The following is a 26896-nucleotide window of genomic DNA, read 5'->3' as shown; positions in this document are numbered from 1 at the left end:
CTACACCGACGCCCTCATCCACCAACGCCACGCCGCCGGACTCCCCGCCACCTCACTCGCCTGGGGCCTATGGGAAACCACCAGCACACTCACCGCCGGCATGACCACCACCCAGCAGCAACGCACCCGCGACAGCGGCGTCATCCCGCTGACCGACGCCGACGGCATGCGCCTCCTCGACACCGCGCTCGCCACCCCCCACCCGCACCTCGTGCCCCTCAAACTCGACCTCACCGCCCTCCAGAACAACACCGACCCGCACACCCTCCCGCCCCTGCTGCGCACACTCGTACGCGGCCAACACCGCCCCACCGCCCACACCTCGGCCCAGCCGGAGGACGACGCCCCGTCCCTCGCGGAGCAGCTGGCCGCCCTGGATCCGACCCAGCGGCACCAGCGCCTCACCGAGCTCGTGCGAGCCGAAGCCGCGGCCGTCCTCGGGCACCCCACCCCGGACGCGGTGGGGCCGGACGACGCCCTCTTCGAGATCGGGTTCGACTCGCTGACCGCGGTGGAGCTGCGCAACCGCCTCAACGCGGCCGCCGGCCTCCAGCTCGCGGCGGCGATGCTGTTCGACTACCCCACCCCGTCCATGGCCGCCGAGCACCTCCAGGACCAGCTCGCGCTGGGCGCGGCCACCACGGACACGGACGTGGCAGCCCGGGAAGCGGCCGAAGACGACGACCAGAGCACGGAGAGGTGACCCAAAGCATGTTCGACGTGGCGAAGTATCTGCGGCGCATCGGGGTGGAGGGCACGCCCCCACCGACCCTCGACACCCTCCGTCATCTGCACAAACGGCATCTCATGGCGGTCCCGTACGACAACTCCACGGCCCCCGACCGGCTTCCGGCCTCGCGGCACCTCACGAACGTCCCGCTTGACCTGGTGTTCGAACATGTGGTGACCGAGGGCCATGGCGGAGTGTGTTACGAGCTCAACCGGCTGTTCCACACGCTGCTGGCCGAACTCGGCTACGACGTGCGCATGGTGGCGGCAGCGGTGCGGCAGGCGAACGGCACCTTCGGCCCGGAGCGGGAGCACACCTTCGACCTGGTCCACCTCGATGGGCGGATCCACCTCGTGGACGTCGGCTTCCCCGGGCCGTCGTATTCGGAGCCGCTGTATCTGTCCGAGGAGGAGCAGCACCAGTACGGCTGCTCGTACCGGGTGACCGAACACGAGGGCTACCGGGTGGTGGAACGGCGGCCCAAGGAGAGCGACTGGCAGCCGGTGTACCGGTTCCGGCCGGAGCTGGCCGACCCGTCCGGCTGGGACGCGGTGCGGCTGGACAGCCTGGACGACTACGCACAGGACTCGGTGCTCGCGGGAACCACCTTCCGCAGCCGGGCCACGGACAACGGGAAGATCGTACTGATCGGCAGGCGCTACTTCACCGTCGAGGACGGGGTGGAGCGCACCAAGGTGCTGGTGAAGGCGGACGAGTTCCAGGACGTGGTCGATCTGATCCTGGCGGGCGCATGAGCGGGCGGGAGGCGGCGGTGGACACCGCGCGGGAAACCGACGGCCTCGGGGCCGAGGTGCTGATCGTCGGCTATGGACCGGTGGGGCAGCTGCTGTCGGTGCTGCTGGCCCAGCGCGGCCGACGGGTGACGGTGGTGGAGCGCTGGCCGGAGCCGTACCGGCATCCCCGGGCGGTCGGGTTCGACAGTGAGGCCGCGCGGATTCTGGCCTCGGCCGGGATCGGCGACTCGCTCGACAAGTTCACCGAACCCGCGCGGGACCACGCCTGGCAGAACACCAAGGGCGAGACGCTGATCGACCACGAGGTGGCCGACCGGGGCCACTGCACCTGGCCGGAGGCGCTGTCCGCCTATCAACCCGCCCTGGAGTCCGCGCTGATCGAGCACGGGGCGACGCTGCCACTGCTGCGGATCCTGCGCGGATACGAGGCGGTGGGACTCGCGGACGACGGTGACCACGTGACCTTGACCGTGGTCGGCCCGGACGAGGAGAAGACGGACCTCACCGCTCGCTGGGTGGTCGGCTGCGACGGCGCGAACAGCCTGGTGCGGACGGGTGTCGGCACCACCATGACGGACCTCGACTTCTCGTACGACTGGCTGATCTGCGATGTGCGGTTGCATGAACACCGCGAGTTCCGGCCGAACAACCTGGAGATCTGCGATCCGGCGCGCCCCCGGACGGCGGTGTCCGCGGGCCCCGGCCACCGGCGGTACGAGTTCATGCGGGTGCCCGCGGACGACCCCGAGCACTTCGGCACCGTGGAGAGCGCCTGGGAGCTGCTGCGGCTGTTCGATGTGACGCCCGACAACGGCGTCCTGGACCGGCACGCGGTCTACACCTTCCAGGCCCGCTGGGCCGAGCGCTGGCGGGCCGGACGGATGCTGCTGGCCGGGGACTCGGCACACCTCATGCCACCGTTCGCCGGGCAGGGCATGTGCTCCGGATTCCGGGACGCGGCCAATCTGGCCTGGAAACTGGACCTGGTCCTGGGCGGACACGCGGCACCGGCGCTGCTGGACACCTACACCACCGAGCGGCGGGCACATGTGCGGCACGCGGTGGAGATGTCGGTGGGCCTGGGCCGGGTGGTGTGCATGGCGGACCCGGCCGCGGCGGCGGACCGTGACGCGGCGATGCTGGCCGCGCGCAAACGCAACATCGGCCCGAGCGCCGCCCGCCGCTCCGTGGTGAAGCCGCTCGTGGACGGGTTGCTGCACCAGGACGACCAGGGCCGCCCGGCACCGTACGCCGGCCAGGCCGGCCCCCAGTGGCGAGTCCGCCGCGCGGGGACCACCGGTCTGTTCGACGACGTGGTGGGCACCGGTTTCGTCCTCCTCCACGCCGAGGACGTGGTCCCGACGCTGGGCGCACGACGCCTGAAGTTCCTCGACAGCATCGGCACCCGGCTGGTGCGCATGGTCCCCGCGGACACCCCCACGACCGACCTGGGCCCACGGGACGCGCTGGACGTGGAGGACCGGTACCTGCCCTACCTGTCGGAGATGGACGCGCTGGCGGTGCTGGTACGCCCGGACTTCTACCTGTTCGGCATCGCGAGGGACGAGGCCGAGCTCCATTCCCTGGTGGACGACTTGGCCACGCAGCTGAACCCGGCCCCGGCCCCGTCGTAAGGCTCCCCATCCGCATACGACTGGTCCCTTCCCTCGAGTGCCAAGGGGGAAGGGACCAGTTGGTTTCGCGCTTGGAAGTCCCAGCGGAGCGCTCAGGTGACGCTCTCCCCGGTCCGTGCCGCGCGGCGGCGTTCGTCGCCCGCCTTGACCAGGGCGTATCTGATGGCCAGGGCGGCCGCGTTGACCGCGTGCAGCGCCTCCTGGGCGCCGGTGTCCGGGTGTTCCTGGCCGGTGGCGGCGGCCGAGGCGCACTGGGCGGCCTCCAGGCAGGCCACGCAGGCCTCCACGAGGGCGTCCGGGCGGGTACCGGAGGGTCGGCCCAGTTTCGTCAGCAGCCGGGTGATCTCCCGGTGTACTTCGGTGATCGGGTCCGCCGCCATCGGGTCAGCGCCCCCGGGTGCCGTCGTCCGCCGACGGCCCTGTGTCCCCGGCCGGGGTCAGGGTGAGGAAGCGCTGCTCCCACAGGGCGAACACCTCGGTGGCCAGCTCCTCCGACAGCCCGCCCGCGACGGTCTTGGCCAGGTCCCCCAGCGTGGTGGTGCCGTCCACCGCGCCGAGCAGTTCGTACAGCTCGGGTGACACCTTCGCGGACGGGCCGCCGTCGTAGTCGAGGGAGATCTCGTGGGTCTTCGCTCCCGCCGAGGCGTCCGGACCGGCCGTCCTGCGCTCGGCCAGCCGGGTCACCGGGCGGAATCGCGGCACCAGGGCGCCGAGGTCGGGCGAGGGTTTGGCGCGCACCACGCAGTCCTCCACCACCAGGACGTCCAGGTCGGTGGTGAGGAAGCTGGTCACCACGTCGTCGAGGCTCTGCACGATGGGTTCGGCGTTGTTGTTGAAGGAGGTGTTGAGGAGCACCGGGGTGCCGGTGAGCTCGCCGAACCGCCGCACCAGGCGGTGGAACCGCTCGCCCGACTCGGCCGAGACGACCTGCACCCGGGCGGTGCCGTCCACGTGGGTGACCGCGCCGAGTTCGGTACGCCGCTCCGGCAGCACCGGCACCACGAAGGACATGAACTCGTGGTGGCCCTCCGCGCCGGAGAGGTCGAAGTAGTCGGGGGCGGCCTCCGCGGTGACGACGGGGGCGAACGGGCGGAAGCCCTCGCGCTTCTTCACCATCGCGTTGATGCGGGTGCGGTTCTCCTCGGGGCGCGCGTCCGCGACGATGCTGCGGTGGCCCAGGGCGCGGGGGCCGAACTCGGACCGGCCGTAGGCCCAGCCGAGCACCTCTCCCGCGGCGAGGAGTCCGGCCGCGGTCTCCACGGCGTCGTCGGGGTGCTCCACATCGATCAGCGGCGCCCAGTCGGCCAGCCGGGCCCTGATCCGCTCCCGGTCGCCGAGCGCCGGGCCGAGGCTCGCGCTGAGCAGCCGCTTCCTCGGCCGTTGGAGGGTGCCGAGGCTCGCCGCCGCGGCGTAGGCGGCGCCCTCGCCCGCGCCCGCGTCGTGCGAGGCGGGGTGCACGAACACCTCGTCGAACAGCCCGGATTTGAGGATCAGGCCGTTGAGGCTGGAGTTGTGGGCGACGCCGCCGCCGAAGCACAGGCGCGACAGACCGCTGGTCTTCGCCCAGTGCTGGAGGATGTGCAGCACGATCTTCTCGACCGTCTCCTGGAGCGCGGCGGCGAAGTCGCGGTGCTCCTGGGTGAACGGCTCGCCCTTGCGGCGCGGCCGGAAGCCCTCGGCGTAGAACAGCGGGCTGACCAGGTTGGGCACCATGATGTTGCCGTGCAGCTCGTACTCGCCGTTGTCGCGGAGGGTGTAGAGCTTGGCGAAGGTGTCGCGGTAGGTCTCGGGGTTGCCCCAGGGGGCCAGGCCCATCACCTTGTACTCGTCGCCGAAGCCGTAGCCGAGCAGATAGGTGGCGTTCAGATAGAGCCCGCCCAGTGACTTGGGCACGGGGTAGTCGGCCAGCTTCTCCAGATGGGTGCCCTCGGCCCGGTAGACGGTGCCGGAGTGCAGCTCGCCACGGCCGTCCAGCACCAGGACCAGGGCCGAGTCCATGCCGGAGTGCAGATACGAGGAGTACGCGTGTGCCTCGTGGTGCGGTACGTACACCAGCTTCTCGTCCGGCAGGTCCCAGCCCAGGCCCTCCTTCAGCCGCTCCCGGATCAGCTCGCGGGAGTAGCGCAGGGGCGCCTTCGGATATTCGGTGTAGAGGTGGTTGAGGACGGTGTCGATGTGGTTCTCGGGGAAGTAGTAGCCCACCGCGTCGACGTCCTCGGGCCGCGCGCCGGCCAGGGCCAGACACTCACGGACCGCGTTGAGGGGGAATTTCGTCGTCTTTTTGATCCGGTTGAGCCGCTCCTCCTCCACCGCGGCCACGAGTTCGCCGTCGCGGATCAAGGAAGCCGCCGAGTCGTGGAAGAACACCTCGCCCAGCTGCGGCACCACATCGGTGTCCGCGGCGGAGAAGTTGCCGTTGAGCCCGAGCACAAGCACAGTGATCACCCAAACCAGTCAGAGGCGGACGCGAGGATCCGGGGGAAGCGCCCGCCGGTCAGCGGGAGTGCGGCAGGGCCGCGTCGGCGAGCTCAGGCGCCGTCAGCCGCAGCGTCGTCGGGGCCGGCTGGAACGCGGGGGTGAGGTGGAGGCGTTCGACCCCCTCCTCGCCGGGGACCGCGAGGGCGGCGGTGCACCCGCAGGTGGTCTCGGCGAACCCGGCGAAGCGGTAGGCGACCTCCATCATCCGGTTGCGGTCGGTGCGCCGGAAGTCGGCGGCCAGGTGCACCCCGGCCCGCGCCGCCTGGTCGGCCAGCCAGTTCAGCACGGTGGACCCGGCGCCGTAGGAGACCACACGGCAGGAGGTGGCGAGCAGTTTCAGATGCCACACCTTCGGATGCCTCTCCAGCAGCACGATGCCGACGGCCCCGTGCGTGCCGAACCGGTCGCCCATCGTGAGGACCAGCACCTCATGGGCGGGGTCGGTGAGCAGTCCGCGCAGTACGGAGTCGGCGTAGTGCACACCGGTGGCGTTCATCTGGCTGGTGCGCAGGGTCAGTTCCTCGACCCGGGACAGCTCACGCTCGGTGGCGCGGGCGATGGCCATCCGGATGTCCAGGGTGCGCAGGAACTCCTCGTCGGGGCCGCTGAATTCGGCCCGTTCGGCGTCCCGGCGGAACCCCGACTGGTACATGGTCCGCCGCTGCCGCGAGTCCACGGTGACCACGGCGGGGCTGAACTCGGGCAGTCCGGTGAGCCGGGCCACGTCCTCGGCCGGGTAGCAGCGCACCTCGGGGAGCCGGTAGGCGACCTCGGCGCGTTCGGCGGGCTGGTCGTCCACGAAGGCCATGGCGCGGTGGGCGAAGTTCAGCCGCTCCGCGATGGCGCGCACCGCTTCCGACTTGGGGCCCCAGCCGATGTGCGGCAGGACGAAGTACTCGGCGAGCCCGAGCGCCTCCAGGCGCGCCCAGGCGTGGTCATGGTCGTTCTTGCTGGCGACCGACTGGAGAATGCCACGTTCGTCGAGGGTGGTGATGACATCGCGCACCCACTCGAACGGCGGCACCTCGCCGTCCTCGAGCAGCGTGCCGCGCCACAGGGTGTTGTCCAGATCCCAGACGAGACATTTGACGGCCGTCGGCGGCTCGCTCCCGCTCACGGGCTTCCCCTCCGTCATGGTTGCACCTTCCTCCGCGTGTGCTGGGCCGGCTTCCGTATGTGCTGGGCCAGGATGAGCTGGCAGATCTCGCTGGTGCCCTCGATGACTTCCATCAGCTTGGCGTCGCGGTACGCCCGGGCCACCACATGGCCGTCGGAGGCCGCGGCGGACGCCAGGAGCTGTACGGCGCGGGCCGCGCCCTCGGCCGCCTCGCGCGAGGCCACGTACTTGGCGTGCACCGCGTCCACCGCCATGTCGGGCGAGCCGGTGTCCCAGGAGGCGCTGGCGTGTTCGCAGGCCCGGGTGGCGTGCCGCTCCGCGACATACAGCTCGGTCAGGTGCCGGGCCACCAACTGGTGCTCGGCGAGTACGCGGCCGGACTGCTCCCGGGTGGCGGTGTGCGCGGCGGCGGCGTCCAGACACGCGCGCAGAATGCCGACGCACCCCCACGCCACGGACATCCGCCCGTAGGTGAGCGCGGCGGTGGTCGCGAGGGGCAGCGGCAGTCCGGTGCCACCGAGTACGTGGTCGGCGGGCACCCGGACCGCGTCCAGGGTGATGTCCGCGTGGCCCGCGGCGCGGCAGCCCAGCGGGTTCGCCACCCGGGTGATCCGGACCCCGGGGGCCCGGGCGGGCACGACCACGGCCGTGGCGCCGCCCCGGTACTTGCCGAACACCACCAGCAGATCGGCGTAGTGGGCGGCGGTGATCCACACCTTCCGCCCGGTGACGATCACCTCAGTGCCGTCGTCGGCGATCTCGGTCTCCATCGCCGACAGGTCGCTGCCCGCCCCTGGCTCGCTGAATCCGACCGCCGCCAGGTCTCCGGAGGTCAGCCGGGGCAGAAAGGCGCCCCACTGCTCCGCGCCGCCGAGTCTCCGCACGGTCCACGCCGCCATGCCCTGCGAGGTCATCACGCTGCGCAGGGAGCTGCACCGGGCGCCGACCCGCGCGGTGAGCTCCCCGCCCGCCCGGCTGTCCAGTCCGATGCCGCCGTGCTCGGGGCCGACCTGTGCGCACAGCACTCCGGAGGCGCCGAGTTTGACCAGCAGGTCGCGGGGCAGCTCCCCGGCCACGTCCCAGGCGTCGGCCCGGTCCCCGATCAACCCGCTGACCAGCTCCGCATGGCTGGTGGCGGCGTCGGTCACGGCTGTGCCTCGCGCAGCCGCAGGACCATCTCGGTCATCGCGTTCACCGTGCGGAAGTTGTCCAGTGCCAGGTCGGGGCCGGTGATCACCACGTCGAAGGTCGACTCCAGGTGCACGACCAGTTCCATGGCGAACATCGAGGACACGGCACCGCTGCTGAACAGATCGGTGTCCGGGTCCCAGGTCTGCTTGGTGCGCTGTTCGAGGAACTGCTGCACCTCCTGCGCCACCGTCTCGGCGGTGTGGCTGCCCGGCTTCGATGAGATGGTCACGCCAGTTCCTTCCCGTATGCGTAGAACCCGCGGCCCGACTTGCGGCCCAGGTGGCCGTCGCGGACCTTCTCCAGCAGCAATTCGCTCGGCGCGCACCGGGAGTCCCCCGTGCGCTCGTGCAGTACGCGCAGCGAGTCGGCGAGGTTGTCCAGGCCGATCAGATCCGCGGTGCGCAGCGGCCCGGTGCGGTGGCCGAGGCATTCCCGCATGAGGTCGTCCACGGCCTCCACCGTCGCGGTGCCCTCCTGCACCACCCGGATCGCGTCGTTGATCATCGGATGCAGCACCCGGCTGGTGACGAACCCCGGCCCGTCGCCGACGACGACCGGTTTGCGCTCCAGCGCCCGCAGCAGATCGGTCACGGCGGTCATCACCGCGTCCCCGGTACGGGGGCCGCGGATCACCTCCACCGTGGGGATCAGATAGGGCGGGTTCATGAAGTGGGTGCCGACCAGCCGTGCCGGATCAGCGATGAAACCGGCCAGTTCGTCGATCGGGATGGAGGAGGTGTTGGAGATCAGCGGCACCTGGGCTCCGGTGAGCCCGGCGACCGCCTCGAGCACCTTGGCCTTGGTGGGGGTGTCCTCGGTGACGGCCTCCACCACGGCGGTCGCGTCCCGGCCGTCGGCCGGTGACGCGGTGACGGTCAGCTCGCCCTGCGGGCGGCCGGCCGGCAGGGCTCCCATGAGCTGGGCCATGCGGAGCCGTTCGGTGACCGCGGCCCGCGTCCGGCCCGCCCTGGCCTCGTCCACCTCGACGACCGTCACCGGGATTCCGTGGCCGACGGCGAGCGAGGTGATTCCCAGTCCCATCGTTCCTGCGCCCAGCACCATGAGCCGCGGCGCTTCCGCATGTCCGCTCATTCATCGCCTCCGCAGCGCGTTGTGAACAACGTGCCGACCATGACACGCGCTTCCGCGTTCACGATATTGTCCGGGCGATCGCGCAAATCCCCTAAGGATCCCCCCTAGACCCCCCTCAGCCGGAATATGAGTTCCGGCATTCCGGCGGGCGCCATTGCGCGGCGCGTCCGCGGATTCTTAGCATTGGCCGCATTGACTTTCCCTTTCACCTTTGCGGGGTGCGGCAATCCGATGGCTCAGCAAGTCGATGTGACCGAGGAAATCCTCGGCTATGTACGGGAACTGTCCCTGCGCGATGACGAGGTCCTGGCCGGGCTGCGGGCGGAGACCGCCGGTCTGCCCGCCGCGCAGGCCATGCAGGTGATGCCCGAGGAGGGCCAGCTTCTCGGGCTGCTGGTGCGGCTCCTGGACGCCCGTTCGGTGCTGGAGATCGGCACCTTCACCGGATACAGCACACTGTGCATGGCACGGGCGCTGCCGGCCGACGGCGCGCTGATCACCTGCGACATCACACCGAAGTGGCCGGGGCTCGGCCGCCCGTTCTGGGAGCGCGCCGGAGTGGCGGACCGCATCGATGTGCGCATCGGTGACGCGAAGGACACCCTCGCCGGACTGCGGCGGGAGGGCCGGGAGTTCGACCTGGTCTTCATCGACGCGGACAAGACCGGATACGCCCACTACTACGAGGAGTCGCTGGCGCTGCTCCGGCGCGGCGGGCTCATCGTCCTGGACAACACCCTCTTCTTCGGCCGGGTGGTCGACCCGGCCGCGCAGGACGCCGACACCGCCGCCCTGCGCGAGGTGAACAAGCTGCTCCGGGAGGACGCACGCGTCGAGATCAGCATGCTCACCGTGGGTGATGGCATCACGCTCGCGGTCAAGCGCTGAAACACCGCGCACACCGCGCACACCGCCGCACCCACGACGGCCATGCCCCGGGGTCCTCCCGGGGCATGGCCGTCCGCTGTCACGCCAACTCCATGCGGTCGGCGTAGAGTTCGGTGGGCAGTTGCTCCCGGTGCTTGATGTCCAGCTTGCGGAAGACCCGGGTCAGATGCTGCTCCACGGTGCTGGCCGTGACATACAGCTTCCCGGCGATCTCCCGGTTGGTGTAGCCCATGGCGGCCAGCGACGCGACCCGCCGTTCGGAGTGGGTCAACCGCTCGACCCCGGTGTCCGCCTTCGGCAGCAACGCCGTGGCCTGGGAGGGGTCGTCGGCCGGCAGCCACTCCTCGTACAGCGAGGCCGCGTCGCACATCTTCGCCACGTGCCAGGCCCGGCGCATGGTCCGGCGGGCCTGCTTCTTCTCGCCGAGCGCGTGGTACGCCTGGCTGAGGTCCCACAGCGTACGGGCCAGTTCGTACTTGTCCTCCTGCTCGGTGAACAGCCCCACCGCCTCGTTGAGCAACTGCGGCCGCCGCTTGGCCGAACTGGTGGCCGCCAGGAGGCGGAGCGACTGCCCGCGGGCCCTGGCCCCGTCCGTGTGCGGACGGCTGAGCTGCTGGTAGACCAGGATCCGGGCCTGGTCGTGGTTGCCCTGTGCGAGCCAGGCCTCCGCCGCCCCGATCCGCCACGGCACCGGGTCGCAGCCGCTGCTCAGTCCCCAGTCGGTGAGCAGCTCACCGCACAGCAGGAAGTCCGCGAGCGCCGCCTGGTGGCGGTTGGCCGCGAGGAAGTAGTGGCCGCGGGCGTACAGGTAGTGCAGTCCGTAGGAGCTCTTGAACATGGCGTTGGGCACGGTCTGCGCGACATGGAACCCCGCCTCCTCGTGCCGGCCCATCCGGGTGCACGACAGGATGAGGGAGCCGAGCGGCAGCCCGATCGCCACGCCCCACGCGCCGGGGGTGGCATGGGTGAGGGCGGCCCGGGCCCGCTCCGCGGCCTCGGCGAGGTCACCGCGGCGCAGGGCGATCTCCGACCTGGCCGCCGCCAGCACCGCCTGCCGCATGGGGACATGCGGTCCCCCGCCGGTCTCGCCGAGCGCGCCCTCGCACCAGGCGGACGCCAGGTCGATCCGGCCGCCGTAGACCAGCGCGAGCAGGGCGAACAGCCCCGCCTGCTCCTGGCACGCCGGGTCGTGGCCGAGCTGTAGTTCGCGCAGTACCTCCTCGGCGCGCCGTACGGTGTCATGGGTCTGCCCGCCGGTGAGCACGTCGGCCAGCACGGTGCCGGCCCGGGGCCACACCGCCGCCCGCGTGGCCGCGGAGCCACCGTGGTGGGCCGGGGCGGTGCGCCGCTCGGCCAGCCAGGGGTAGGTGCAGGTGAGCGCCGCCTCGATGGCGTGCAGCTGGTCCGTGGCGGCGGGGTCGTGGCGCAGATGGGCGAGCAGCCCCTCCACGTCGGTCAGACCGCCCTTCCACAGGAGTTGCATGAGGAGGGTGACGCTGTCGTGGAGGCCGAGCCGCCCGGCCCGGACGGCGCCGTAGAGCGGTGTGTGGTGGCGGCTGGCGGTGGAGGGGTTGATCTTCCATTCCGCCTCGGCGAGTTTGGCCCGGAGGGCGGCGCGCCGCTCTTCGTGCGGACACTGCTCGAAGGACTGCTCCAGCAGGTCGACGGCGATGGACGGCTCTTCGCCCACCGCCACCTGCTCGGCCACCTCCAGCAGCACCTCCGCGGGCCAGGAGTCGGGGATCTGCCCGGCGCGCACCAGATGGCGGGCGATCGTGGTGGCGGGCCTGCCCTGGTCGTGCAGCAGCCGCGCGGCCCGCTGGTGGAGGCTCCTGCGCTCCCGCGCGGGCATGTCGTTGAGCACGCCGAGCCGCGCCGCCTCGTGCCGGAACGCGCCCTCGTCCATCAGCCCGGCACCGGTCAGCGCCGCCAGCACCTGGCCGATGGGCTCGGGTTCCTGGCCGGTCAGCCAGGCGAGGTCGGCGGCGGGTAAGGAGGCGCCCACCACGGCCAGCGCGCGCACCACGTCCAGGAAGATCGGCTCATTGCGGTGGAGACAGCTCAGGAAGGACTGGCCGTAACCCGCCTGACGGGGCTCGCCGTGTTCGCCGTAGTCGGAGAGCAGGGTGTGCAGCAACAGCCGGTTGCCGCCGGTGGCGGCGTAGACGTCACCGGCGCGGTGGCGCGCGGTCTCGCCCAGCTCCGCCACGACCACATCCGCCACCTGCTCGCGGTTGAGCGGACCCAGGCCGATCCGGCGCAGGTTCTGGGAGCGCAGCAGTTCATAGCGGAGCGGCAGCGACGGCGCGGGCAGGCTCAGGTCGTCGGTGAACACGGCCGCGATCCGTGCCGCGTCCAGGCGGCGCACCAGCTGGAGGAGGAAGTGCGCGGAGGCCGGGTCGCTGTGCCGCACATCGTCCACGGCGAGCAGCAGCGGCGTGTGCTCCGCATGGTCGATCAGCGAGGTGCACAGCCGATGGCACAGCCGGGCGATCTCGGCCTGGTCCGCCGGATCGCTGGTCCCGTGGAGGATGGCCGACAGCCCCGGCACCTCGGGCAGTCCACCCGGTGACTTCCAGACCCCGCGGGCGAGTTGGGAGACGACGCCGAAGGGGAGGTCCCGCTCGCTGGGAGAACACGTCGCCGTGACGGCGAGGTAGCCGGCCTCCGAGGCTCGCTCGGCGAACGACCGGAGCAGGGTCGTCTTGCCGCATGCCAGCGGCCCGTCCACGAGAAGGGCCTGCCCGGGCCGCACCGAAGAGTCACCGAATGGATGTCCGAGGTGCGGCGCGGCATTCCTCATTCTGTCCGTCGGACGGGAATTCCGCTCGGTATTCACCGGCATGGCATAGCTGTAGGGCATGTTCATGGTCCCCGATCGAGGTCGACGAAATGCGGACTCGCGGCCCTTGGGTCAGACCAAACGTTGATCGGGAAACGATTCCATCAGCACGCCCGTACCAGCATCAACCCCTACCGGAACCTCCGCCCCCTAACCGACCCCGACGCATCTCGATTTACGCGCCGCGCTGTTCTGTTATCCAGGGCGCGCGCCGTACGGTCAACCCCCTACCGAGACGGTGTGCCCCTAAAACGACGGGTCCGAATACCGCGGCGTATGGCGATTCCGGCGCGCCGCATCCCCCTCCGGTTCGCGCCGCATCCCCCTCCGGTTCGCGCCACGCATCACCCCTCCGGCTCCCGGGGCATCTCCGCGAGGGTGGCGCCGACCGTCTCCTCGGAGATCCCGCGCACCAGTTCCGCCCCCTCGGGTCCGTCCAGGACGAACGTCAGCCCATCGGTGGCCTTCTTGTCCAGCCGCATCAGCTCCACCAGCTCGAGGACGGAGACATCCGGGGGCAGCCCGATCGGCAGGCCGTAGCGGGCGACCACCTCACGGTGCTCGGCGACCCGCTCCGGGCCGATGCGCCCCAGCGCGCCGGCGAGCCGCCCGGCGAACACCGTGCCGATGGCCACGCCCTCCCCGTGCCGCAGCGCGAACCCGGTGGCGCGTTCCAGCGCATGTCCCAGCGTGTGGCCGTAGTTGAGGATGTGGCGCAGGCCCGAATCGCGTTCGTCCGCGGCGACGACGCCCGCCTTGAGCGTCACACTGGCCGCGATCTGGTCGAGCAGGGGCAACCGGTCGAGATCGGGCGCGCCGATGAAGTGGCAGCGGGCGATCTCGCCGAGGCCGTTGCGCCATTCCCGTTCGGGCAGGGTGTCCAGGTGGTCGAGGTCGCAGAGCACGGCGGCGGGCTGCCAGTAGGCGCCGACGAGGTTCTTGCCCTCGGGGAGATTGACCGCGGTCTTCCCGCCGACGCTCGCGTCCACCTGGGCCAGCAGCGAGGTCGGCACATGGACGACCGGTGTGCCCCGGTGGTAGAGGGCGGCGGCCAGGCCCACCGTATCGGTCGTGGTGCCGCCACCGCAGGACACCACCACATCCGAGCGGGTCAGCCCGAATCCGACGAACCGGCGGCACAGGTCCGTCACGGCGGCCAGGTCCTTGGCCTCCTCCCCGTCACGCGCCGGTACGACGAGCGAGGGCACTCCCGGGTCGGGGGTCCGCTCGGGGGGCCGCGCGGTGACCACCACCGCCTTGCGCGCCCCCAGAGCGGCCACCACTTGCGGGAGCAGCCGCTGCACACCGTGTCCGATGTGAACGGTGTACGAGCGTTCCGCCAGCCCGACGGTGACCTGCCGGGAAGCAGACCCGGAACTGGCGGCCGGACTGGAAGTCGACGTGGTCAAGACTGCCTTCCCCTCGCTTGCGCGGCCCCGGCGAGAAGCGTCTCGCCGGGGCCGCGATCGGGTGTGGAGCGCTTGCTGATGCCCTAATCCTCTACCGCGATCGCGGCGGCCGGGCAGAGGAACGACGCCTCGGCGACGCTGTCGCGGAGCGCGAGCGGCGGGTTCGGGTCCAGCAGCACGACGGCCCCGTCCTCCTCCCGCTGGTCGAACACCTCCGGCGCGGCCAGCGCACAGTGTCCGGCCGCGCAGCACTTCTCCTGATCCACCGAGACCTTCACCATGGTGCTCCTCTCTCCTTCTGTTGTCCGCCCGGCCTCCGGTCCGCGGTCACCGGCCATCGGCCATCGGCCATCCCTGGTGACCGGTCACCAGGCGACGGGCACACGGGCGACGCCGAAGTTCATCGACTCGTACAGGAACGCCAGATCCTCGAACGGAACCTCCAGGCGCAGTGTCGGCAGCCGGCGCACCAGGGTCTCCAGTGCGATCTGGAGCTCGACCCGGGCGAGGGTCTGCCCCAGGCACTGGTGCACCCCGAAGCCGAACGCGACGTGCTCGCGGGCGTTCGTCCGGCCCAGGTCCAGCTCATGGGCGCCCGCGAAGTGGGGATCGCGGTTGGCGCTGGGCAGGTTGATGATCACCCCTTCGCCGGCCGGGATGAGCACGCCGCCGACCTCGACGTCCTCGATGGCCACCCGTCCGGTGCCCTCCTGGACGATCGTGATGTACCGGAGCAGTTCGTCCACCGCGTTGGGCATCAGCCCGGGGTCCGCCCGCAGCCGGGCGAGCTGGTCGGGGTTGCGCAGCAGCAGGACGGTGGACAGGGCGATCATGTTGGCGGTGGTCTCGTGCCCGGCCAGCAGCAGCACCAGGGCGGTGGCGACCACCTGCTGCTGGGTGAGCGCGCCCGTCCGCTCCTGGTCGACGATGAGCCGGCTGAGGAGGTCGTCTCCCGGGGCGGCGCGCTTGGCCGCGCACATCCGGGAGACGTAGTCCACCATGACACCGAGCGCGGCGCCCATCTCCTCGGTGGACACGGTGAAGTCCATGACGCCCTGCGACGCGCGCTGGAACTCGGCGAAGTCGGCGTCCGAGACGCCCAGCATCACGGCGATCACCTGGGACGGCAGCGGGAAGGCGAAGTCGGCCACCAGGTCGGCCGGCGGTCCCTCGGCGATCAGCCGGTCCAGGAGGCCGTCCACGATGTCCTGGATCATCGGCCGCATCGCCTCGGTGCGCCGGATGGTGAAGTGCGCGGTGAGCATGCGGCGGATCCGGGCGTGCTCCGGATCGTCCATCCTGCCGAGGTTGAACACATCGGCGGGCACCTCGAACTTCACAAAGCGGGGCATCGCCTTGTGGGTGCCGTCGGCGCTGAACCTGTCGTCGCCGAGCACGGTCCGCGCCTCGTGATAGCCGGTGACCAGGAACGGGGTGCTGCCGTCCCACATCCGCACCCGTGTGACGGCGGACCGCTCGCGCAGCTCCTCATAACCCGGCGGGGGTGAGAACGGGCATGCAGCAGCCCGCAGTTCGGGGTAGTCGCGTATCTCGTCCATGCCTGTCCGTCCCGTCAGTCGCTCGATCGCCGCCACTGCGCCGCCCTACGGTTTGCCAAGTCTGGTCCGCACGCCCGCTCCCCAGTCCCCTAACCACTCCCCTATCCCCCCTTGCCTCGGGGGCGGTCAGCCGGACGACGCTCCCGTGGCACCGATGAGCAGCCACAGCCGGCGCGACAGCTCCTGCCGGTTCCCCACCGAGAGCTTGCGGTAGATGCGGGTCAGATGCTGCTCCACGGTGCTGACGGTGATGTACAGGCTCTTGGCGATCTGCCGGTTGGTCATCCCGGACGCCGCCAGCGTGGCCACCCGCCACTCGGCCTCCGACAGTACGGGGTGCTCGGCGCCCTCGGCCGGTGTGCCGGGGTCGGTGTCCTCGGTCTGTTCGGTGCGTTCGGTGCGTTCGGTGCGTTCGGTGCGTTCGGACTCCCCCACGTCCTTGAGCAGCTGAGGGTTCCCAACGCTCTCGACACCGTCCACGACGAGCTCTCTCCGGCTCTCGTGCTGGGCGCTCATCCCGCACTCGTCCATCAGCCTCTGCGCCTCGTGCCAGGTGGTGCGCGCCTGTTGGGTCTCCCCGGTGCTGAGGTAGTCCTGGCTGAGCTCGGCCAGCGTACGGGCGAGTTCATAACGGTCGCCCTGCTCGCGCAGGCACTTGGCGGACTGGTAGAGGAGCAGTCTGCGCTTGTCCGGGTCCTCGGCCATGGCCAGGGTGCGCAGTGCTCTGCCCCGGGTGCTCAGGGGCCGGTCGGGCGACAGCTTGAGCTCTTCCAGGGCGAGTCTCTTGGCCTCCGCCGGTTCATGGACCCGCAGATACGCCTCGGCGGCGTCGACGCGCCAGGGCGCCAGATCACCGAAGTCCACGGGCCACTGATCGATCAGCATCCCGCTCACCATGAAGTCGTTCAGCGCGGCGTACGGGCGATTGGTGGCCAGGCAGTACTGCCCCCGGGCCCGGAGGTACTCCAGTCCCACCACGCTGTCGAACATTTCCTTCGGCACCCAGTAATGCAGATACCGCTGGGCCTCTTCGAGTCTGCCCATGGCGGTGTGGGCCGCCACCAGCACGGACAGCGGCAATCCGATGGCGACGCCCCAGCCGCGCGGCGGGATGGAACGCAACGCCGTACCCGCGAGATCAATGGCGGTGGTGAAATCCCCATGGCGGCATCGAATATATGCGCGCATGGACAGGGCGACGGCGCACGGGGTCTTCATGTTCAGCTTGTCGGCCGCGGTGAAGAGCGCCCCGCACAGCCGGTCCGCCGCCTCCGATTCCCCCCTGGCGGCCAATGCCCAGACGATCCGGCAGGCGTATGCGTAAGCGAACCAGAAATGGTTGGAGGGAGACAACAGATGCATGGCGTCGGGGGAGAAGTCCGCCATCTGCCGCGGATCCTGAAGATGCCCGATCTCCATGCCCAGCTCGTCCACGGAGAGCTGGAGACCGTGCTCCAGATTGGCCGCCCACAAAGCGTCGACTTCCCCGTCCGGAACGTCCTGCCCGGGGAAGTCATGGATCAGCATCGGTTTGAGGAAGGTGACCCACTGCCGGGTCACCCGCAGAGCGGCCATACTGGACGCGGTATCGGTGTCATCATTGCCCGACGACCATTTGAAGGTCGCTTCCGCATCGGCGTACCGGCCGAACCACAGCACCATGAAGAGCAGGAAGCACTGATACTGCTCCGGGATGTCCGCGGGGGATTCCGCCCGGATCGCGGCCAGCAGGCGGTCCAGCTCGGGTTCGGCGGCCGCCGGATTGCTGGACCATAACGCGCCGACCAGCGCCATGAGAATGTCCATGTGCTCCCGCCGGCCGAGGTCCGCGCGGTCGGCGAGCCGCAGACTGGCGATCGCCTCCTCCGTGCATCCCTCGTCGAGATTCTTCTGGGCCGCCTGCCAGAGCACCGCCACGCCCTTTTGGTCCGGCGTTTTGTCGGCGGTGACCAGGAGTTCGGCCACCGCGATGGGGTCGGCCCCCTCGGCATACAGAAGTTCGGCCGCTTTCGCGCTGAGGCGGGCCCGGTCCTCCGCCGTCAGCGTCTCCAGCGCGACGGAACGGGCCGCCGGGTGCCGGAAACGCCCGTCCCCCAGCAGACCCGCGGAGTTGAGGAGGTCGATGGCCCGGGACGCGCGTTCCGCACCGTATTCGAGCAGACTGGCCACCCGCCAGGGGCTGCCGTACGGGCCGAGCACGGCGAGCGCCTGTGCCACCTGGAGCAGCCCCTGATGGCACAACAGGGACCAGCGGTAGGACTCCTGGAATTCCGCTCCGACCGTGACATCTCCGCCTGCCCCACTCCGGTCGGCCTTGAGGTGGTCCCGCAGCAGGGCCCTGACCAGCCTCGGGTTGCCTCCGCTGATGGCGTGGCAGGAGGAGTGGATCCGGTCGGCCAGGTCGGCGTCGCCGTGCCGCTCCAGCAGGCGTTGGACTCCGGACTCCGGGAGGGCACCGATATCGATCCTGTAGAGGTGGTGGAAGCTGTGGATGCGGGTGCACAGGTGGTGGGTCTGCCCGCTGGTCATCACGACGAGGGTGCGGGTGCCGGACGCATGCCGGGCGATATGCAGAAGGCACATCAGGGAGGGGTAGTCGGCATGCTCGGCGTCATCGACCGCGAGGATCAGTTGCCTGCCGCCCGCGATGCGGTGCAGCACGTCGGATATCTCCCGGACCAGACTTCTCAGCAGGTCGTGCTCGGCTTCCGCATATCGCTCCCCGGCGGTCCTCCAGTGTGCCACGACATCCAATGCGCCGGTGGCCGTGGAGGATCGGACCAGCTGTTCCACGATGTTGAACGGAATGGCGGTGTCGTCCGCGAATCCGGACGCCGTGAGACAGACCGCACCCGATGCGGCCGCCCGCTCCTTCAGACTTCCCAATAAGGTGGTCTTCCCGACACCCGGTCCCCCGATCACTTGCAGAAGCCCGCCATTGCCTTCTGCTGCGGCGCCGAGAACATCGTGGAGCTCGGATTGATAATCTGTCAGTCCCATACTCATCAGTCCTCGCTGTGGGGGTTGCGTTTGAGAGATGAGTTGATGTCCGCAGTCATCCCACCCTGCGGAAGAACGTTTCTCTGACGAGACAGATATCCGCTGCGTCGGCGGCGGTGAATTCTCTGATGTGGATCACCTCCGGTGGGAGCCAGTGTCGTTGACGGTCATACAAGCAGAGACACAACCGGAACGATACCTTCCGTAGGTTGTGACCTCAGCCACGGTTACCTGCCCCCGTGCGTCCCCCGTGTGATCATGCTCGACCGAGCGGGCGGCCGGTCCGCACACCCCGGAAAGGGCGGGACGCCACCGGCGCCGACGCGCACAACAAAAGGAGAGTGCGGCATGCCGACGCGAATACACCTCAGCCTGTGAAACCGGTTATGGAACCGGCAATGTTCGTTGCTCCGTGCAAAGCTGGCGTTTACCAGCAGCCACCCCGGCCGGTCGCCGCCCCACGCCCGCCACGGCGGACTCCGGACCGGTCTGCGCCCAACCCGTGGCCATCCCCCGGTTGCCTCGATGTCATGTCACGTACCATTACCGGCAACCTCCTCGCGCTCAGCAGATATCGCCTGCCCCGACTCGGTCGCGGAGTTACGGGGATTGACCCCTGTATGATCACCACGACAACGAGACCATAAACGGCCTCCACCTCATGAATCCCCTAAACCCTGCGCCTTGATTCGGCCGGGATTTATCTGCCAGCAAAACGGCCGAAACGGATACGCCGATGGCTGAACGGGACCGGGCCCACGGCATACGATGCCGGAAGTCCTGGCTCCTGGCCACATCAAAGATGAGGGAGCGTCAACTGTGACCATCAAGGGCGCCCTGTTCGACTTCTCGGGGACGCTGTTCCGCATCGAGTCCACCGAGTCCTGGCTCCGTGCCGCGCTGGAGCGGACCGGAACCGCCGTCCCCGACGAGGAGGTCGTACGGTACGCGCGGGAGCTGGAGGACGCCGGAGCGCTTCCCGGCGGCGCCCAGCCGCTCGCGGTGCCGCCGCACCTGGAGGACGTGTGGCGCGTACGGGACCGCGACGCCGAGCTGCACCGGGCCGCCTACACCGGTCTGGCCCGCCAGGTGCCGCTCCCCCGTCCCGCGCTCTACGACGCCCTCTATGACCGCCACAGGGAACCCGCCGCCTGGCGGCCCTACCCCGACGCCCCCGAGGTGCTGGCCGAACTGCGCCGGCGCGGTGTGCGGATCGCGGTGGTCAGCAACATCGGCTGGGATCTGCGCCCGGTCTTCCGCGCCCACGGCCTGGACGGCCTGGTGGACGCCTATGCGCTGTCGTACGAACACGGCGTCCAGAAGCCGGATCCACGGCTGTTCCAGGCCGCGTGCGACGCGCTGGGGCTGGACCCGGGCGACACCGTGATGGTCGGCGACGACCGCCGGGCGGACGCGGGAGCGGCGGCCCTGGGCTGCCGGGTCCTTCTGGTGGACCATCTCCCGGTGGACCGGCGCCCGGATGCCCTGCGGGCGGTTCTCGGCCCGCTGCCGGACGCCGCCACGGCTCCCTAGCGCCCGGGAGGCCGGGCCCCGTAAGGGATTCCAAAGGCGCTCCAAAGGGGCGAACCCACCGGTTCGGGCGATCCCCCCGTGTCGCCCGAACCGGCGGAGACATGCGTCCGCCCCCCCAAGGGAACGGCGGACAACCGCACGTCCCCTGAGTATATTGACTGACAGCCAGCCAACGCAGGAGTTACAGCATGGTCCCCCGAAGCCCGTCGGTCAATGAGGAATTGCGGCGCCGATCCCAGGCCCGTCTGCTGGAGGCGACGGTCGAGCTGATCGGCGAGCACGGCTACGAGGCGACCACCCTCGCCGATATCGCCGACCGGGCCGGGGCGGCCCGCGGTCTGGTGTCGTACTACTTCCCGGGCAAGCGGCAGCTGCTTCAGACCGCCGTGCACCGGCTGATGCACATGGAACTGGCCCGGGGGCTCGAGCGGGAGCCGCGGCCGGAGGGCGAGGAGGCGGGGCGGGAGCTGCTGGCGCGGGCGATCGACGCGATCCTGGGCCTGGCCCGGGACCGGCCGCGGCTGATGCGCACCCATATGGCGGGGATCCTCACGGCAGAGGGCTTCATCCAGTGCCCCGAGCAGCAGCGGCTGGCCGCCCTGTTGCGGGACACCGTCACGCGGTACGGCTCCGAGGACCCCGAGACCGACTACCGGCTGCTGCGCGCCCTGCTGATGGGCGCGGTGGTCGCGGTGCTGCTGCCGGGCGCGCCGATGGCGCCCGAGCGGCTGCGGGCGGAGCTGTTCCACCGCTACCGACTGGACTGGGAGCTGGGGTTCCCGCCGGGCGACGAGCCGCCCGGCGGGAACCGGATGAGCGCTCTGGACTAGGGAGCGGGCGCTCAGCGGTAGTCGGGCTGCGTCTGCGTGTTGAGCTCGCGCAGCCGGACCGACTCGGCGCTGTCGGTGCGCCGGTCGTGGATCTTCAGGACGTCGAAGCCCTTCTCGATGTCGTTGGAGTAGATGTAGCCGTTGTAGTAGTACGCGGACCAGGAGCCGCCGGTGATGAGCGTGTCGCCGGAGAGCGGCCCGCGCTCGAAGTAGCCGATCTCCTTCGGCCGGTCGGAGTCGGTGAAGTCCCAGATGGACACGCCGCCCTGGTACCACGCCTGGACCATGATGTCGCGGCCCTTGGCCGGGATCAGCGAGCCGTTGTGGGCCACGCAATTCTCGGTGTCGGCCTGGTGGCGCGGAATCTTGAAGTAGCTCCGGAAGACCAGCTTCCGCTTGTCGCCCTTGCCGACGATGTCGTAGATGCCGTCGGCACCGCGGTCCTGGCCCACCTCGGTGTTGCAGGTGGCGGCCACACCGCCGCCCAGCTCATCGGTGAACACGACCTTGGTGCCGCGCTCGTTGAAGGTGGCCGAGTGCCAGAAGGCGAAGTTCACGTTGTCCTCGACCCGGTCGATGACCCGCGGCTTCGCGGGGTCGGCGATGTCGAGCAGGATGCCGTCGCCCATGCACGCGCCCGCCGCCAGCTTCAGCTTGGGGAACGTGGTGAGGTCATGGCAGCCGGTGGTCTGGGAGACGCCCGGGTTGGTGGACCCACCGGGGTTTCCGCCGTCCGGGAAGAGCACGGGGAAGTCGATGACCGCGGCCTTCTCGGGCGTCTTGCGGGGCACCTTGATGACCGAGATGCCGTCATGCGGAGGCTGGCAGTCCGGGAAGGTGGCGCTGGGCGCGTACGAGGAGACGTAGATGTACACGTCCTTGCGCTCGGGCACCAGGGTGTGGGTGTGCGAACCGCAGGAGGTCTCGACGGCTGCGACGTACTGCGGGTTCCGCTTGTCGCTGATGTCGAAGACCTTCATGCCCTCCCACGAGGACTTCTCGGTCGCGGGCTGGGTGGTGCTGTTGCAGGAGTTGTCGCTGCGCGAGGAGTCGGTGGAGAGGAAGAGCAGGTCTCCTGAGACCGACACATCGTTCTGCGAACCCGGGCAGAGCACCTGGCTCACGATCTTCGGGCTCTTCGGCCGGCTGATGTCGTAGATGACAAAGCCGTCGTAGTTGCCCGCGAAGGCGTACTTGCCCTGGAAGGCCAGGTCGGAGTTGACGCCCTTGAGGTCCTGCTTGGGGATGTTGGTGAGGTGGCTGACATTGTCGCTGTGGACGATCTGGTCCACACCGGGGATGTCGCCGTTCTCGATGGCGGCCCTGGCTTCCGACTGCTGACTCTTCGTCACCCGCTCCTTGTGGGGAGCGTCACCGGGGTCGGGCGTCGCGGCCGCCGGGCCCGCGGCCAGCAAGGTGGCCACCAGTCCGAAGGCGGCCGCGGCCGCGCCGAGGTATCTGCGCCGCTGCGGAGGTCTTTCCCACGGCTTCACTGCGTCCTCCCTTTGTCGCCGTCTCCGCTCGGTGTTGAACGGTTGACGGACCGGGGGAAGTATCGCTCTATCCATGTACACCACAACAGGTAGCAACATGTTCGTAAAGAGATTTTCCCAACTCGCCCGCTCCGGGAGCGCCGCTGACGTGCTAAGACGGTCTGCGGATCCCAAGCGCCCCAGGAGGCCACGGTGTTGAACCGCCGTACGACGCTCCACTCCGCATCCCTCGTGGCCGCCGCCGCGGCGGCGGCCCTGGCACTCGTCCTGACCGGCTGTGACGCGGAGAGCGGCGGCGGCGCCGACGCGGGGAAGGGCAAGGACGGAAAGCCCGCGGTGATCGCGCCGGGCAAGCCCGGTGAAACGGCGAAGAAGCTGTCGGCCGAGGAAGCCGCGAAGGCCGGGGACGACGACTCCCCCAACACGGCCGACCGCTCCTACGTCCGCATGATGATCGAGCACCACCGGCAGGCCCTGGTGATGACCGGCCTCGCCGCCGACCACGCCAAGTCGGCCAAGGTCAAGCGGCTCGCGGAGCGCATAGCGTCCGGACAGAAGCCGGAGATCGAGGCGATGCGCGCCTGGCAGAAGACGGCCGGCGGCGAGCCGAAGGGCGGCGACGGCGGCCACGAGGGCCATGACGCCGGGATGCCGGGGATGGCCACCGAGGCCCAGCTCGCGCGGCTGCGCGCCGCCAAGGGCGCCGACTTCGACGCGCTCTTCCTCAAGCTGATGATCACCCACCACCGGGGCGCGGTCTCCATGGCCACGGATGTGCTGGCCCAGGGCAACAACGTCCGGGTGGAGGAGATGGCGAACGACGTGATCGCGCAGCAGAGCAGCGAGATCCGGCGGATGCGGCGGATGTCGTAGCGGGCGGCGCATGGAGCGCTGGGCCCTGGCGGACCGTTGGACGGCTTCGAGCCGGGCTCGCGGCGCGGTCGCGCGCCCGTGGACCGGCGGCCGGGCGGTGTCACCCGGACCGGTCCCTCGGCGCGTAGTGCCGGACAGGGCGCCCCGCCGGGTGGGATGCTGGAGACATCCTGCGGAAGGAGCTCCTCGTGCTTCGCGTCGCGGTCATCGGTTCCGGGCCGAGCGGGGTGTACGCCGCCCAAGCGCTCGTCCAGCAGCAGGCCGTCCCCGAGGTGTCGGTGCATGTCCTGGACCGGCTGCCCTGTCCGTACGGGCTGGTGCGCTACGGTGTCGCGCCCGACCACGAGAAGATCAAGTCGTTGCAGAACACGCTGCGCACGGTCCTGGAGCACCCCCGGGTCAGCTTCCTCGGCAATGTGCAGGTGGGCCCACCCCCACTGGTGCCCGAGCGGCTGCTGGGGCTCTACCACGCGGTGGTCTACTGCGTGGGCGCGGCCACCGACCGCAGGCTCGGCGTTCCGGGCGAGGAGCTGCCGGGCAGCTTCTCCGCGACCGAGTTCGTCTCCTGGTACAGCGCCCATCCCGACGCGACCGTCGACTCCTTCGCGCTGGGGGCGGGCTCCGCCGTCGTCATCGGCGTGGGCAATGTCGCGGTGGACGTGGCGCGGATCCTGGCCCGTGGGGCGGAGGAGCTGAGGCCCACCGATGTGCCGCACGCCGCCCTCGGGGCGCTGTCCGAGAGCCAGGTCGCGGACATCCACATGGTCGGCAGGCGCGGGCCGTCGCAGGCGAAGTTCACCACCAAGGAGCTGCGCGAGCTGGGCGCGCTGACCGGCGCCGATGTGCTGGTGCGCGCCGAGGAGCTGGCGCTGGACCCGGCGTACGCGGACCCGTCGGGGCTGCCGGGGATCAACCGGCGCAATGTCGAGGTGCTGCGCGACTGGGCGCGGCGCGCGCCCATCGGCCGGCCGCGCCGGATCCATCTGCGGTTCTTCCTCAAGCCGGTGGCGCTGCTCGGCGAGGGCGCGGTGCGCGCGGTGCGCTTCGAGCGGACCGCGCCGGACGGGCGCGGCGGGGTCGCGGGCACCGGGGTGTTCGAGGACATCGAGGCGCCGTTGGTGCTGCGGTCGGTGGGGTACCGGGGCGTGCCGCTGCCGGGGCTGCCGTTCGACGAGGAGCGCGGCACGGTCCCCAACGCGGCGGGGCGGGTGCTGCGCGGCGGCGCGCCCTCGCCCGGGGAGTACGTGGCGGGGTGGATCAAGCGCGGCCCGACCGGGGTGATCGGCACCAACCGGCCGTGCGCCAAGGAGACCGTGGCCTCGCTGCTGGCCGACGCGGACGCGCTCGCCGCCCGCCCGGTGGCGCCGGATCCGCTGCGGGCGCTGCGCGAGGCGGGGGTGGATCCGGTGGAGTGGAACGGCTGGCTGCGGATCGAGGCGGCCGAGGAGGCGCTCGGCGAGGCGCTGGGGCGTACGAAGGTGAAGATCCCGGACTGGACGGGGCTGCTGGGCGCGGCACGCGGGCAGGAGTGATCCGGGCGGTTCATGCGATCGGTGCGGGGCGGCTGGTCCGCGCGGTCCATGCGATTGGTACGGGGCGGCAGGTTCGCGCGGTCCAAGGGGTTGACACAGGGCGGCAACACCCCTGAAATCAACAGATTGTTTAAGGCTTCTACGGTCGCCTCACCCTGTTCCGCCGCCCAACCCCGCGCTGCGCGAGGAGCCGCCATGACGTCCGTACGCCATCCCGTGGACGAGGTGCCGCCGCCCGGCCGGCTCGCCGCCTTCGGACTCCAGCATGTGCTGGCCATGTACGCGGGCGCGGTGGCCGTGCCGCTGATCGTCGGCGGGGCGATGAAGCTGTCCCCCGCCGACCTGGCGTATCTCATCAACGCCGATCTGCTGCTGTGCGGTATCGCCACGGTCCTCCAGTGCGTGGGGCTGTGGCGGTTCGGCGTCCGGCTGCCGATCATGCAGGGCTGCACCTTCGCGGCGGTCACCCCCATGGTGCTGATCGGCACGGAGGGCGGCGGGCTGCGCGCGATCTACGGCTCGGTGATCGTGGCCGGGGTCGCGATGATCGTGCTGGCGCCGGTCTTCGGTCGGCTGCTGCGGTTCTTCCCGCCGCTGGTGACGGGCACGGTGATACTGATCATCGGGCTTTCGCTGCTGCCGGTCGCGGGCAACTGGGCGGCGGGCGGCCAGGGCGCGCCGGACTTCGGTACGCCGAAGAACCTGGGCCTGGCCGCCGGGGTGCTGGTCCTCGTCCTGGCCGTGCAGCGCTTCGCGCCCGGGTTCCTCGGCCGGGTGGCGGTGCTGGTGGGGATCGTGGCCGGGACGGCGGCCGCGATACCCCTGGGCTTCACCGACTTCTCCGGGGTGGGCGACGCCGACTGGGTCGGCGTCTCCACCCCGTTCCACTTCGGCACCCCGACGTTCGAGACCCCGGCCGTGGTGTCGATGCTGGTCGTCGCGCTGGTGACGATGACCGAGACCACGGGCGACTTCATCGCGGTGGGCGAGCTGACCGAGCGCCCGGTCGACGGGCGGCGGCTGGCGGACGGGCTGCGCGCGGACGGCGCCGCGACCGTACTCGGCGGGGTCTTCAACACCTTCCCGTACACCGCCTTCGCGCAGAACGTCGGCCTGGTGGGGATGACCCGGGTGCGCAGCCGCTGGGTGGTGGCGGCCGCGGGCGGCCTGCTGGTGCTGCTCGGTCTCGGCCCGAAGCTGGGCGCGGTGGTGGCGGCGATCCCGGCCCCGGTGCTGGGCGGGGCGGGTCTGGTGATGTTCGGTACGGTCGCGGCGAGCGGGCTGCGCACACTGGCCGGGGTGGACTTCCGGGACAACCACAATCTGACGGTGGTGGCGGTGTCGGTCGCCGTGGGGCTGCTGCCGGTGGGCGTGCCGGGGATCTACAAGGAGTTCCCGGACTGGTTCCAGACGGTGATGGACAGCGGGATCAGCGCCGGGTGCGTCACCGCGATCGCGCTCAATCTGCTCTTCAACCACCTGCCGGGCGGGCGGACTTCAGCCCCGGTCGCCGCCGAGGCGCCCCTCCTGGAGGGCCGCGGCGGCGAGGACGCTGTCGAGCAGTCCGGGGAACAGCGCGTCTAGGTCGGCGCGGCGCAGCGCGCTCATCTTGGCGGTGCCCCGGTAGATCTGGTGGATCACACCGCATTCGCGCAACACCCGGAAGTGGTGGGTGGTGGTGGACTTGCTGACCGGCAGGTCGAAGACCGAACAGGACAGCTCGCAGTTCTCCTCGGCGAGCGTCCGCACCACCCGCATCCGCATCGGGTCGGAGAGCGCGTGCAGCACGTCCTCGAGGCGGATCTCCTCGCTCCGTGGATGCTCCAGCGAGCGCCCGGCCGCCTGGGGCTGGGACGACGCCCGGGGCTGGGACTGGGGCGCGGTCGGCGTGGTCTGCGTCTGCACGGCTGCTCCTCATCGCCTCGTTCCGAGACCTCCAG

At 70.5% G+C, this 26896-nt stretch carries 22 protein-coding genes; 9 read left to right on the top strand and 13 right to left on the bottom strand.

Going from position 1 to position 26896, the window contains the following annotated elements:
* From ABD329_RS08040 to mhpA, 3 genes are all read left to right on the top strand, one after another.
* Positions 1-703, top strand: a 703-nt coding sequence (locus tag ABD329_RS08040; RefSeq protein WP_344316133.1) for a beta-ketoacyl reductase, incomplete at its 5' end; no start/stop codon positions are given.
* The gene (locus tag ABD329_RS08035; protein WP_344316132.1) at positions 700-1485 is read left to right on the top strand and encodes an arylamine N-acetyltransferase family protein; all 786 of its coding nucleotides are present in this window, start codon (positions 700-702) and stop codon (positions 1483-1485) included. The genes ABD329_RS08040 and ABD329_RS08035, both read left to right, overlap by 4 nt.
* Entirely contained in the window at positions 1482-3119 is a 1638-nt protein-coding gene (gene mhpA / locus ABD329_RS08030; RefSeq protein WP_198275785.1) for a bifunctional 3-(3-hydroxy-phenyl)propionate/3-hydroxycinnamic acid hydroxylase MhpA, read from the top strand. The genes ABD329_RS08035 and mhpA overlap by 4 nt, the downstream gene beginning before the upstream one ends.
* Positions 3120-3211: 92 nt before the next feature.
* Here the strand turns inward: mhpA and ABD329_RS08025 are convergent, their stop codons facing one another.
* The 6 genes from ABD329_RS08025 to ABD329_RS08000 are packed head-to-tail and all read right to left on the bottom strand — an operon-like array spanning position 3212 to position 8997.
* Positions 3212-3499, bottom strand: a complete 288-nt coding sequence (locus ABD329_RS08025; RefSeq protein WP_198275786.1) for an O-linked N-acetylglucosamine transferase — start codon at positions 3497-3499, stop codon at positions 3212-3214.
* A 4-nt stretch (positions 3500-3503) separates the two neighbouring features.
* A complete protein-coding gene (locus tag ABD329_RS08020) occupies positions 3504-5564 on the bottom strand; it encodes a carbamoyltransferase family protein (RefSeq protein ID WP_198275787.1) in 2061 nt (686 codons plus the stop codon).
* Positions 5565-5613: 49 nt separating this feature from the next.
* Positions 5614-6732: an HAD-IIIC family phosphatase gene (locus ABD329_RS08015; RefSeq protein WP_198275788.1), complete on the bottom strand. Its 1119-nt coding sequence runs from the start codon at positions 6730-6732 to the stop codon at positions 5614-5616.
* Positions 6729-7862, bottom strand: a complete 1134-nt coding sequence (locus ABD329_RS08010) for an acyl-CoA dehydrogenase family protein (RefSeq protein ID WP_198275789.1) — start codon at positions 7860-7862, stop codon at positions 6729-6731. Before ABD329_RS08010 ends, ABD329_RS08015 begins: the two co-directional genes overlap by 4 nt.
* On the bottom strand, positions 7859-8134 hold the full coding sequence (locus ABD329_RS08005; protein WP_198275790.1) for an acyl carrier protein: 276 nt from the start codon (positions 8132-8134) through the stop codon (positions 7859-7861). Before ABD329_RS08005 ends, ABD329_RS08010 begins: the two co-directional genes overlap by 4 nt.
* Positions 8131-8997 carry a 3-hydroxyacyl-CoA dehydrogenase family protein gene (locus tag ABD329_RS08000; RefSeq protein ID WP_198275791.1) on the bottom strand — a complete coding sequence of 289 codons (867 nt, stop codon included), beginning with the start codon at positions 8995-8997 and terminating at the stop codon, positions 8131-8133. Before ABD329_RS08000 ends, ABD329_RS08005 begins: the two co-directional genes overlap by 4 nt.
* A 231-nt stretch (positions 8998-9228) precedes the next feature.
* Here ABD329_RS08000 and ABD329_RS07995 point away from each other — a divergent pair, with 231 nt between their 5' ends.
* Complete coding sequence (locus ABD329_RS07995; protein ID WP_198275792.1) at positions 9229-9885, top strand: class I SAM-dependent methyltransferase; 657 nt, start codon at positions 9229-9231, stop codon at positions 9883-9885.
* 79 nt (positions 9886-9964) lie between these two features.
* Here ABD329_RS07995 and ABD329_RS07990 read toward each other — a convergent pair whose 3' ends face one another.
* From ABD329_RS07990 to ABD329_RS07970, 5 genes are all read right to left on the bottom strand, one after another.
* On the bottom strand, positions 9965-12688 hold the full coding sequence (locus ABD329_RS07990) for a helix-turn-helix transcriptional regulator (protein ID WP_246618257.1): 2724 nt from the start codon (positions 12686-12688) through the stop codon (positions 9965-9967).
* A 383-nt stretch (positions 12689-13071) separates the two neighbouring features.
* Positions 13072-14136, bottom strand: a complete 1065-nt coding sequence (locus ABD329_RS07985; protein ID WP_198275794.1) for a 3-dehydroquinate synthase family protein — start codon at positions 14134-14136, stop codon at positions 13072-13074.
* An 83-nt stretch (positions 14137-14219) separates the two neighbouring features.
* The gene (locus ABD329_RS07980; RefSeq protein WP_037961789.1) at positions 14220-14414 is read right to left on the bottom strand and encodes a ferredoxin; all 195 of its coding nucleotides are present in this window, start codon (positions 14412-14414) and stop codon (positions 14220-14222) included.
* Positions 14415-14501: 87 nt separating this feature from the next.
* Positions 14502-15695, bottom strand: coding sequence for a cytochrome P450 (locus ABD329_RS07975; RefSeq protein WP_198275795.1), 1194 nt, complete (start codon positions 15693-15695; stop codon positions 14502-14504).
* A gap of 126 nt (positions 15696-15821) precedes the next feature.
* Positions 15822-18695 carry an AAA family ATPase gene (locus ABD329_RS07970; protein WP_198275796.1) on the bottom strand — a complete coding sequence of 958 codons (2874 nt, stop codon included), beginning with the start codon at positions 18693-18695 and terminating at the stop codon, positions 15822-15824.
* 819 nt (positions 18696-19514) lie between these two features.
* On the opposite strand from ABD329_RS07970, the gene ABD329_RS07965 reads away from it, so the two are divergent.
* Entirely contained in the window at positions 19515-20228 is a 714-nt protein-coding gene (locus tag ABD329_RS07965; protein WP_344316130.1) for an HAD family hydrolase, read from the top strand.
* A gap of 188 nt (positions 20229-20416) precedes the next feature.
* Entirely contained in the window at positions 20417-21058 is a 642-nt protein-coding gene (locus tag ABD329_RS07960) for a TetR/AcrR family transcriptional regulator (RefSeq protein ID WP_198275798.1), read from the top strand.
* A gap of 11 nt (positions 21059-21069) precedes the next feature.
* Here the strand turns inward: ABD329_RS07960 and ABD329_RS07955 are convergent, their stop codons facing one another.
* A complete protein-coding gene (locus ABD329_RS07955) occupies positions 21070-22551 on the bottom strand; it encodes an LVIVD repeat-containing protein (protein ID WP_198275799.1) in 1482 nt (493 codons plus the stop codon).
* A 192-nt stretch (positions 22552-22743) separates the two neighbouring features.
* Here ABD329_RS07955 and ABD329_RS07950 point away from each other — a divergent pair, with 192 nt between their 5' ends.
* The 3 genes from ABD329_RS07950 to ABD329_RS07940 all read left to right on the top strand — a co-directional run bounded on the left by ABD329_RS07950 (position 22744) and on the right by ABD329_RS07940 (position 26540).
* The gene (locus ABD329_RS07950) at positions 22744-23424 is read left to right on the top strand and encodes a DUF305 domain-containing protein (RefSeq protein WP_198275800.1); all 681 of its coding nucleotides are present in this window, start codon (positions 22744-22746) and stop codon (positions 23422-23424) included.
* Positions 23425-23612: 188 nt separating this feature from the next.
* Complete coding sequence (locus ABD329_RS07945; RefSeq protein ID WP_198275801.1) at positions 23613-24956, top strand: FAD-dependent oxidoreductase; 1344 nt, start codon at positions 23613-23615, stop codon at positions 24954-24956.
* Positions 24957-25151: 195 nt separating this feature from the next.
* Positions 25152-26540 carry a nucleobase:cation symporter-2 family protein gene (locus tag ABD329_RS07940; protein ID WP_198275802.1) on the top strand — a complete coding sequence of 463 codons (1389 nt, stop codon included), beginning with the start codon at positions 25152-25154 and terminating at the stop codon, positions 26538-26540.
* On the opposite strand, the gene ABD329_RS07935 is transcribed toward ABD329_RS07940, so the two are convergent.
* Positions 26454-26861 carry an ArsR/SmtB family transcription factor gene (locus tag ABD329_RS07935; RefSeq protein ID WP_309142641.1) on the bottom strand — a complete coding sequence of 136 codons (408 nt, stop codon included), beginning with the start codon at positions 26859-26861 and terminating at the stop codon, positions 26454-26456. The two genes, ABD329_RS07940 and ABD329_RS07935, sit on opposite strands and share 87 nt — an antisense overlap.
* Positions 26862-26896 lie beyond the last annotated feature (35 nt).

It is taken from the genome of Streptomyces javensis (assembly GCF_039525925.1).
GTDB lineage: Bacteria > Actinomycetota > Actinomycetes > Streptomycetales > Streptomycetaceae > Streptomyces > Streptomyces asiaticus.
This window is presented reverse-complemented; position numbering and strand designations above follow the sequence as displayed.

What these genes read in the sequence shown, in the direction of transcription:
- ABD329_RS08000 (WP_198275791.1), bottom strand. Translation starts at nt 8,997, where the DNA reads ATGAGCGGACATGCGGAAGCGCCGCGGCTCATGGTGCTGGGCGCAGGA.
- ABD329_RS07995 (WP_198275792.1), top strand. Translation starts at nt 9,229, where the DNA reads ATGGCTCAGCAAGTCGATGTGACCGAGGAAATCCTCGGCTATGTACGG.
- ABD329_RS07940 (WP_198275802.1), top strand. Translation starts at nt 25,152, where the DNA reads ATGACGTCCGTACGCCATCCCGTGGACGAGGTGCCGCCGCCCGGCCGG.
- mhpA (WP_198275785.1), top strand. Translation starts at nt 1,482, where the DNA reads ATGAGCGGGCGGGAGGCGGCGGTGGACACCGCGCGGGAAACCGACGGC.
- ABD329_RS08025 (WP_198275786.1), bottom strand. Translation starts at nt 3,499, where the DNA reads ATGGCGGCGGACCCGATCACCGAAGTACACCGGGAGATCACCCGGCTG.
- ABD329_RS07990 (WP_246618257.1), bottom strand. Translation starts at nt 12,688, where the DNA reads ATGAGGAATGCCGCGCCGCACCTCGGACATCCATTCGGTGACTCTTCG.
- ABD329_RS08015 (WP_198275788.1), bottom strand. Translation starts at nt 6,732, where the DNA reads ATGACGGAGGGGAAGCCCGTGAGCGGGAGCGAGCCGCCGACGGCCGTC.
- ABD329_RS07975 (WP_198275795.1), bottom strand. Translation starts at nt 15,695, where the DNA reads ATGGACGAGATACGCGACTACCCCGAACTGCGGGCTGCTGCATGCCCG.
- ABD329_RS07960 (WP_198275798.1), top strand. Translation starts at nt 20,417, where the DNA reads ATGGTCCCCCGAAGCCCGTCGGTCAATGAGGAATTGCGGCGCCGATCC.
- ABD329_RS07970 (WP_198275796.1), bottom strand. Translation starts at nt 18,695, where the DNA reads ATGGGACTGACAGATTATCAATCCGAGCTCCACGATGTTCTCGGCGCC.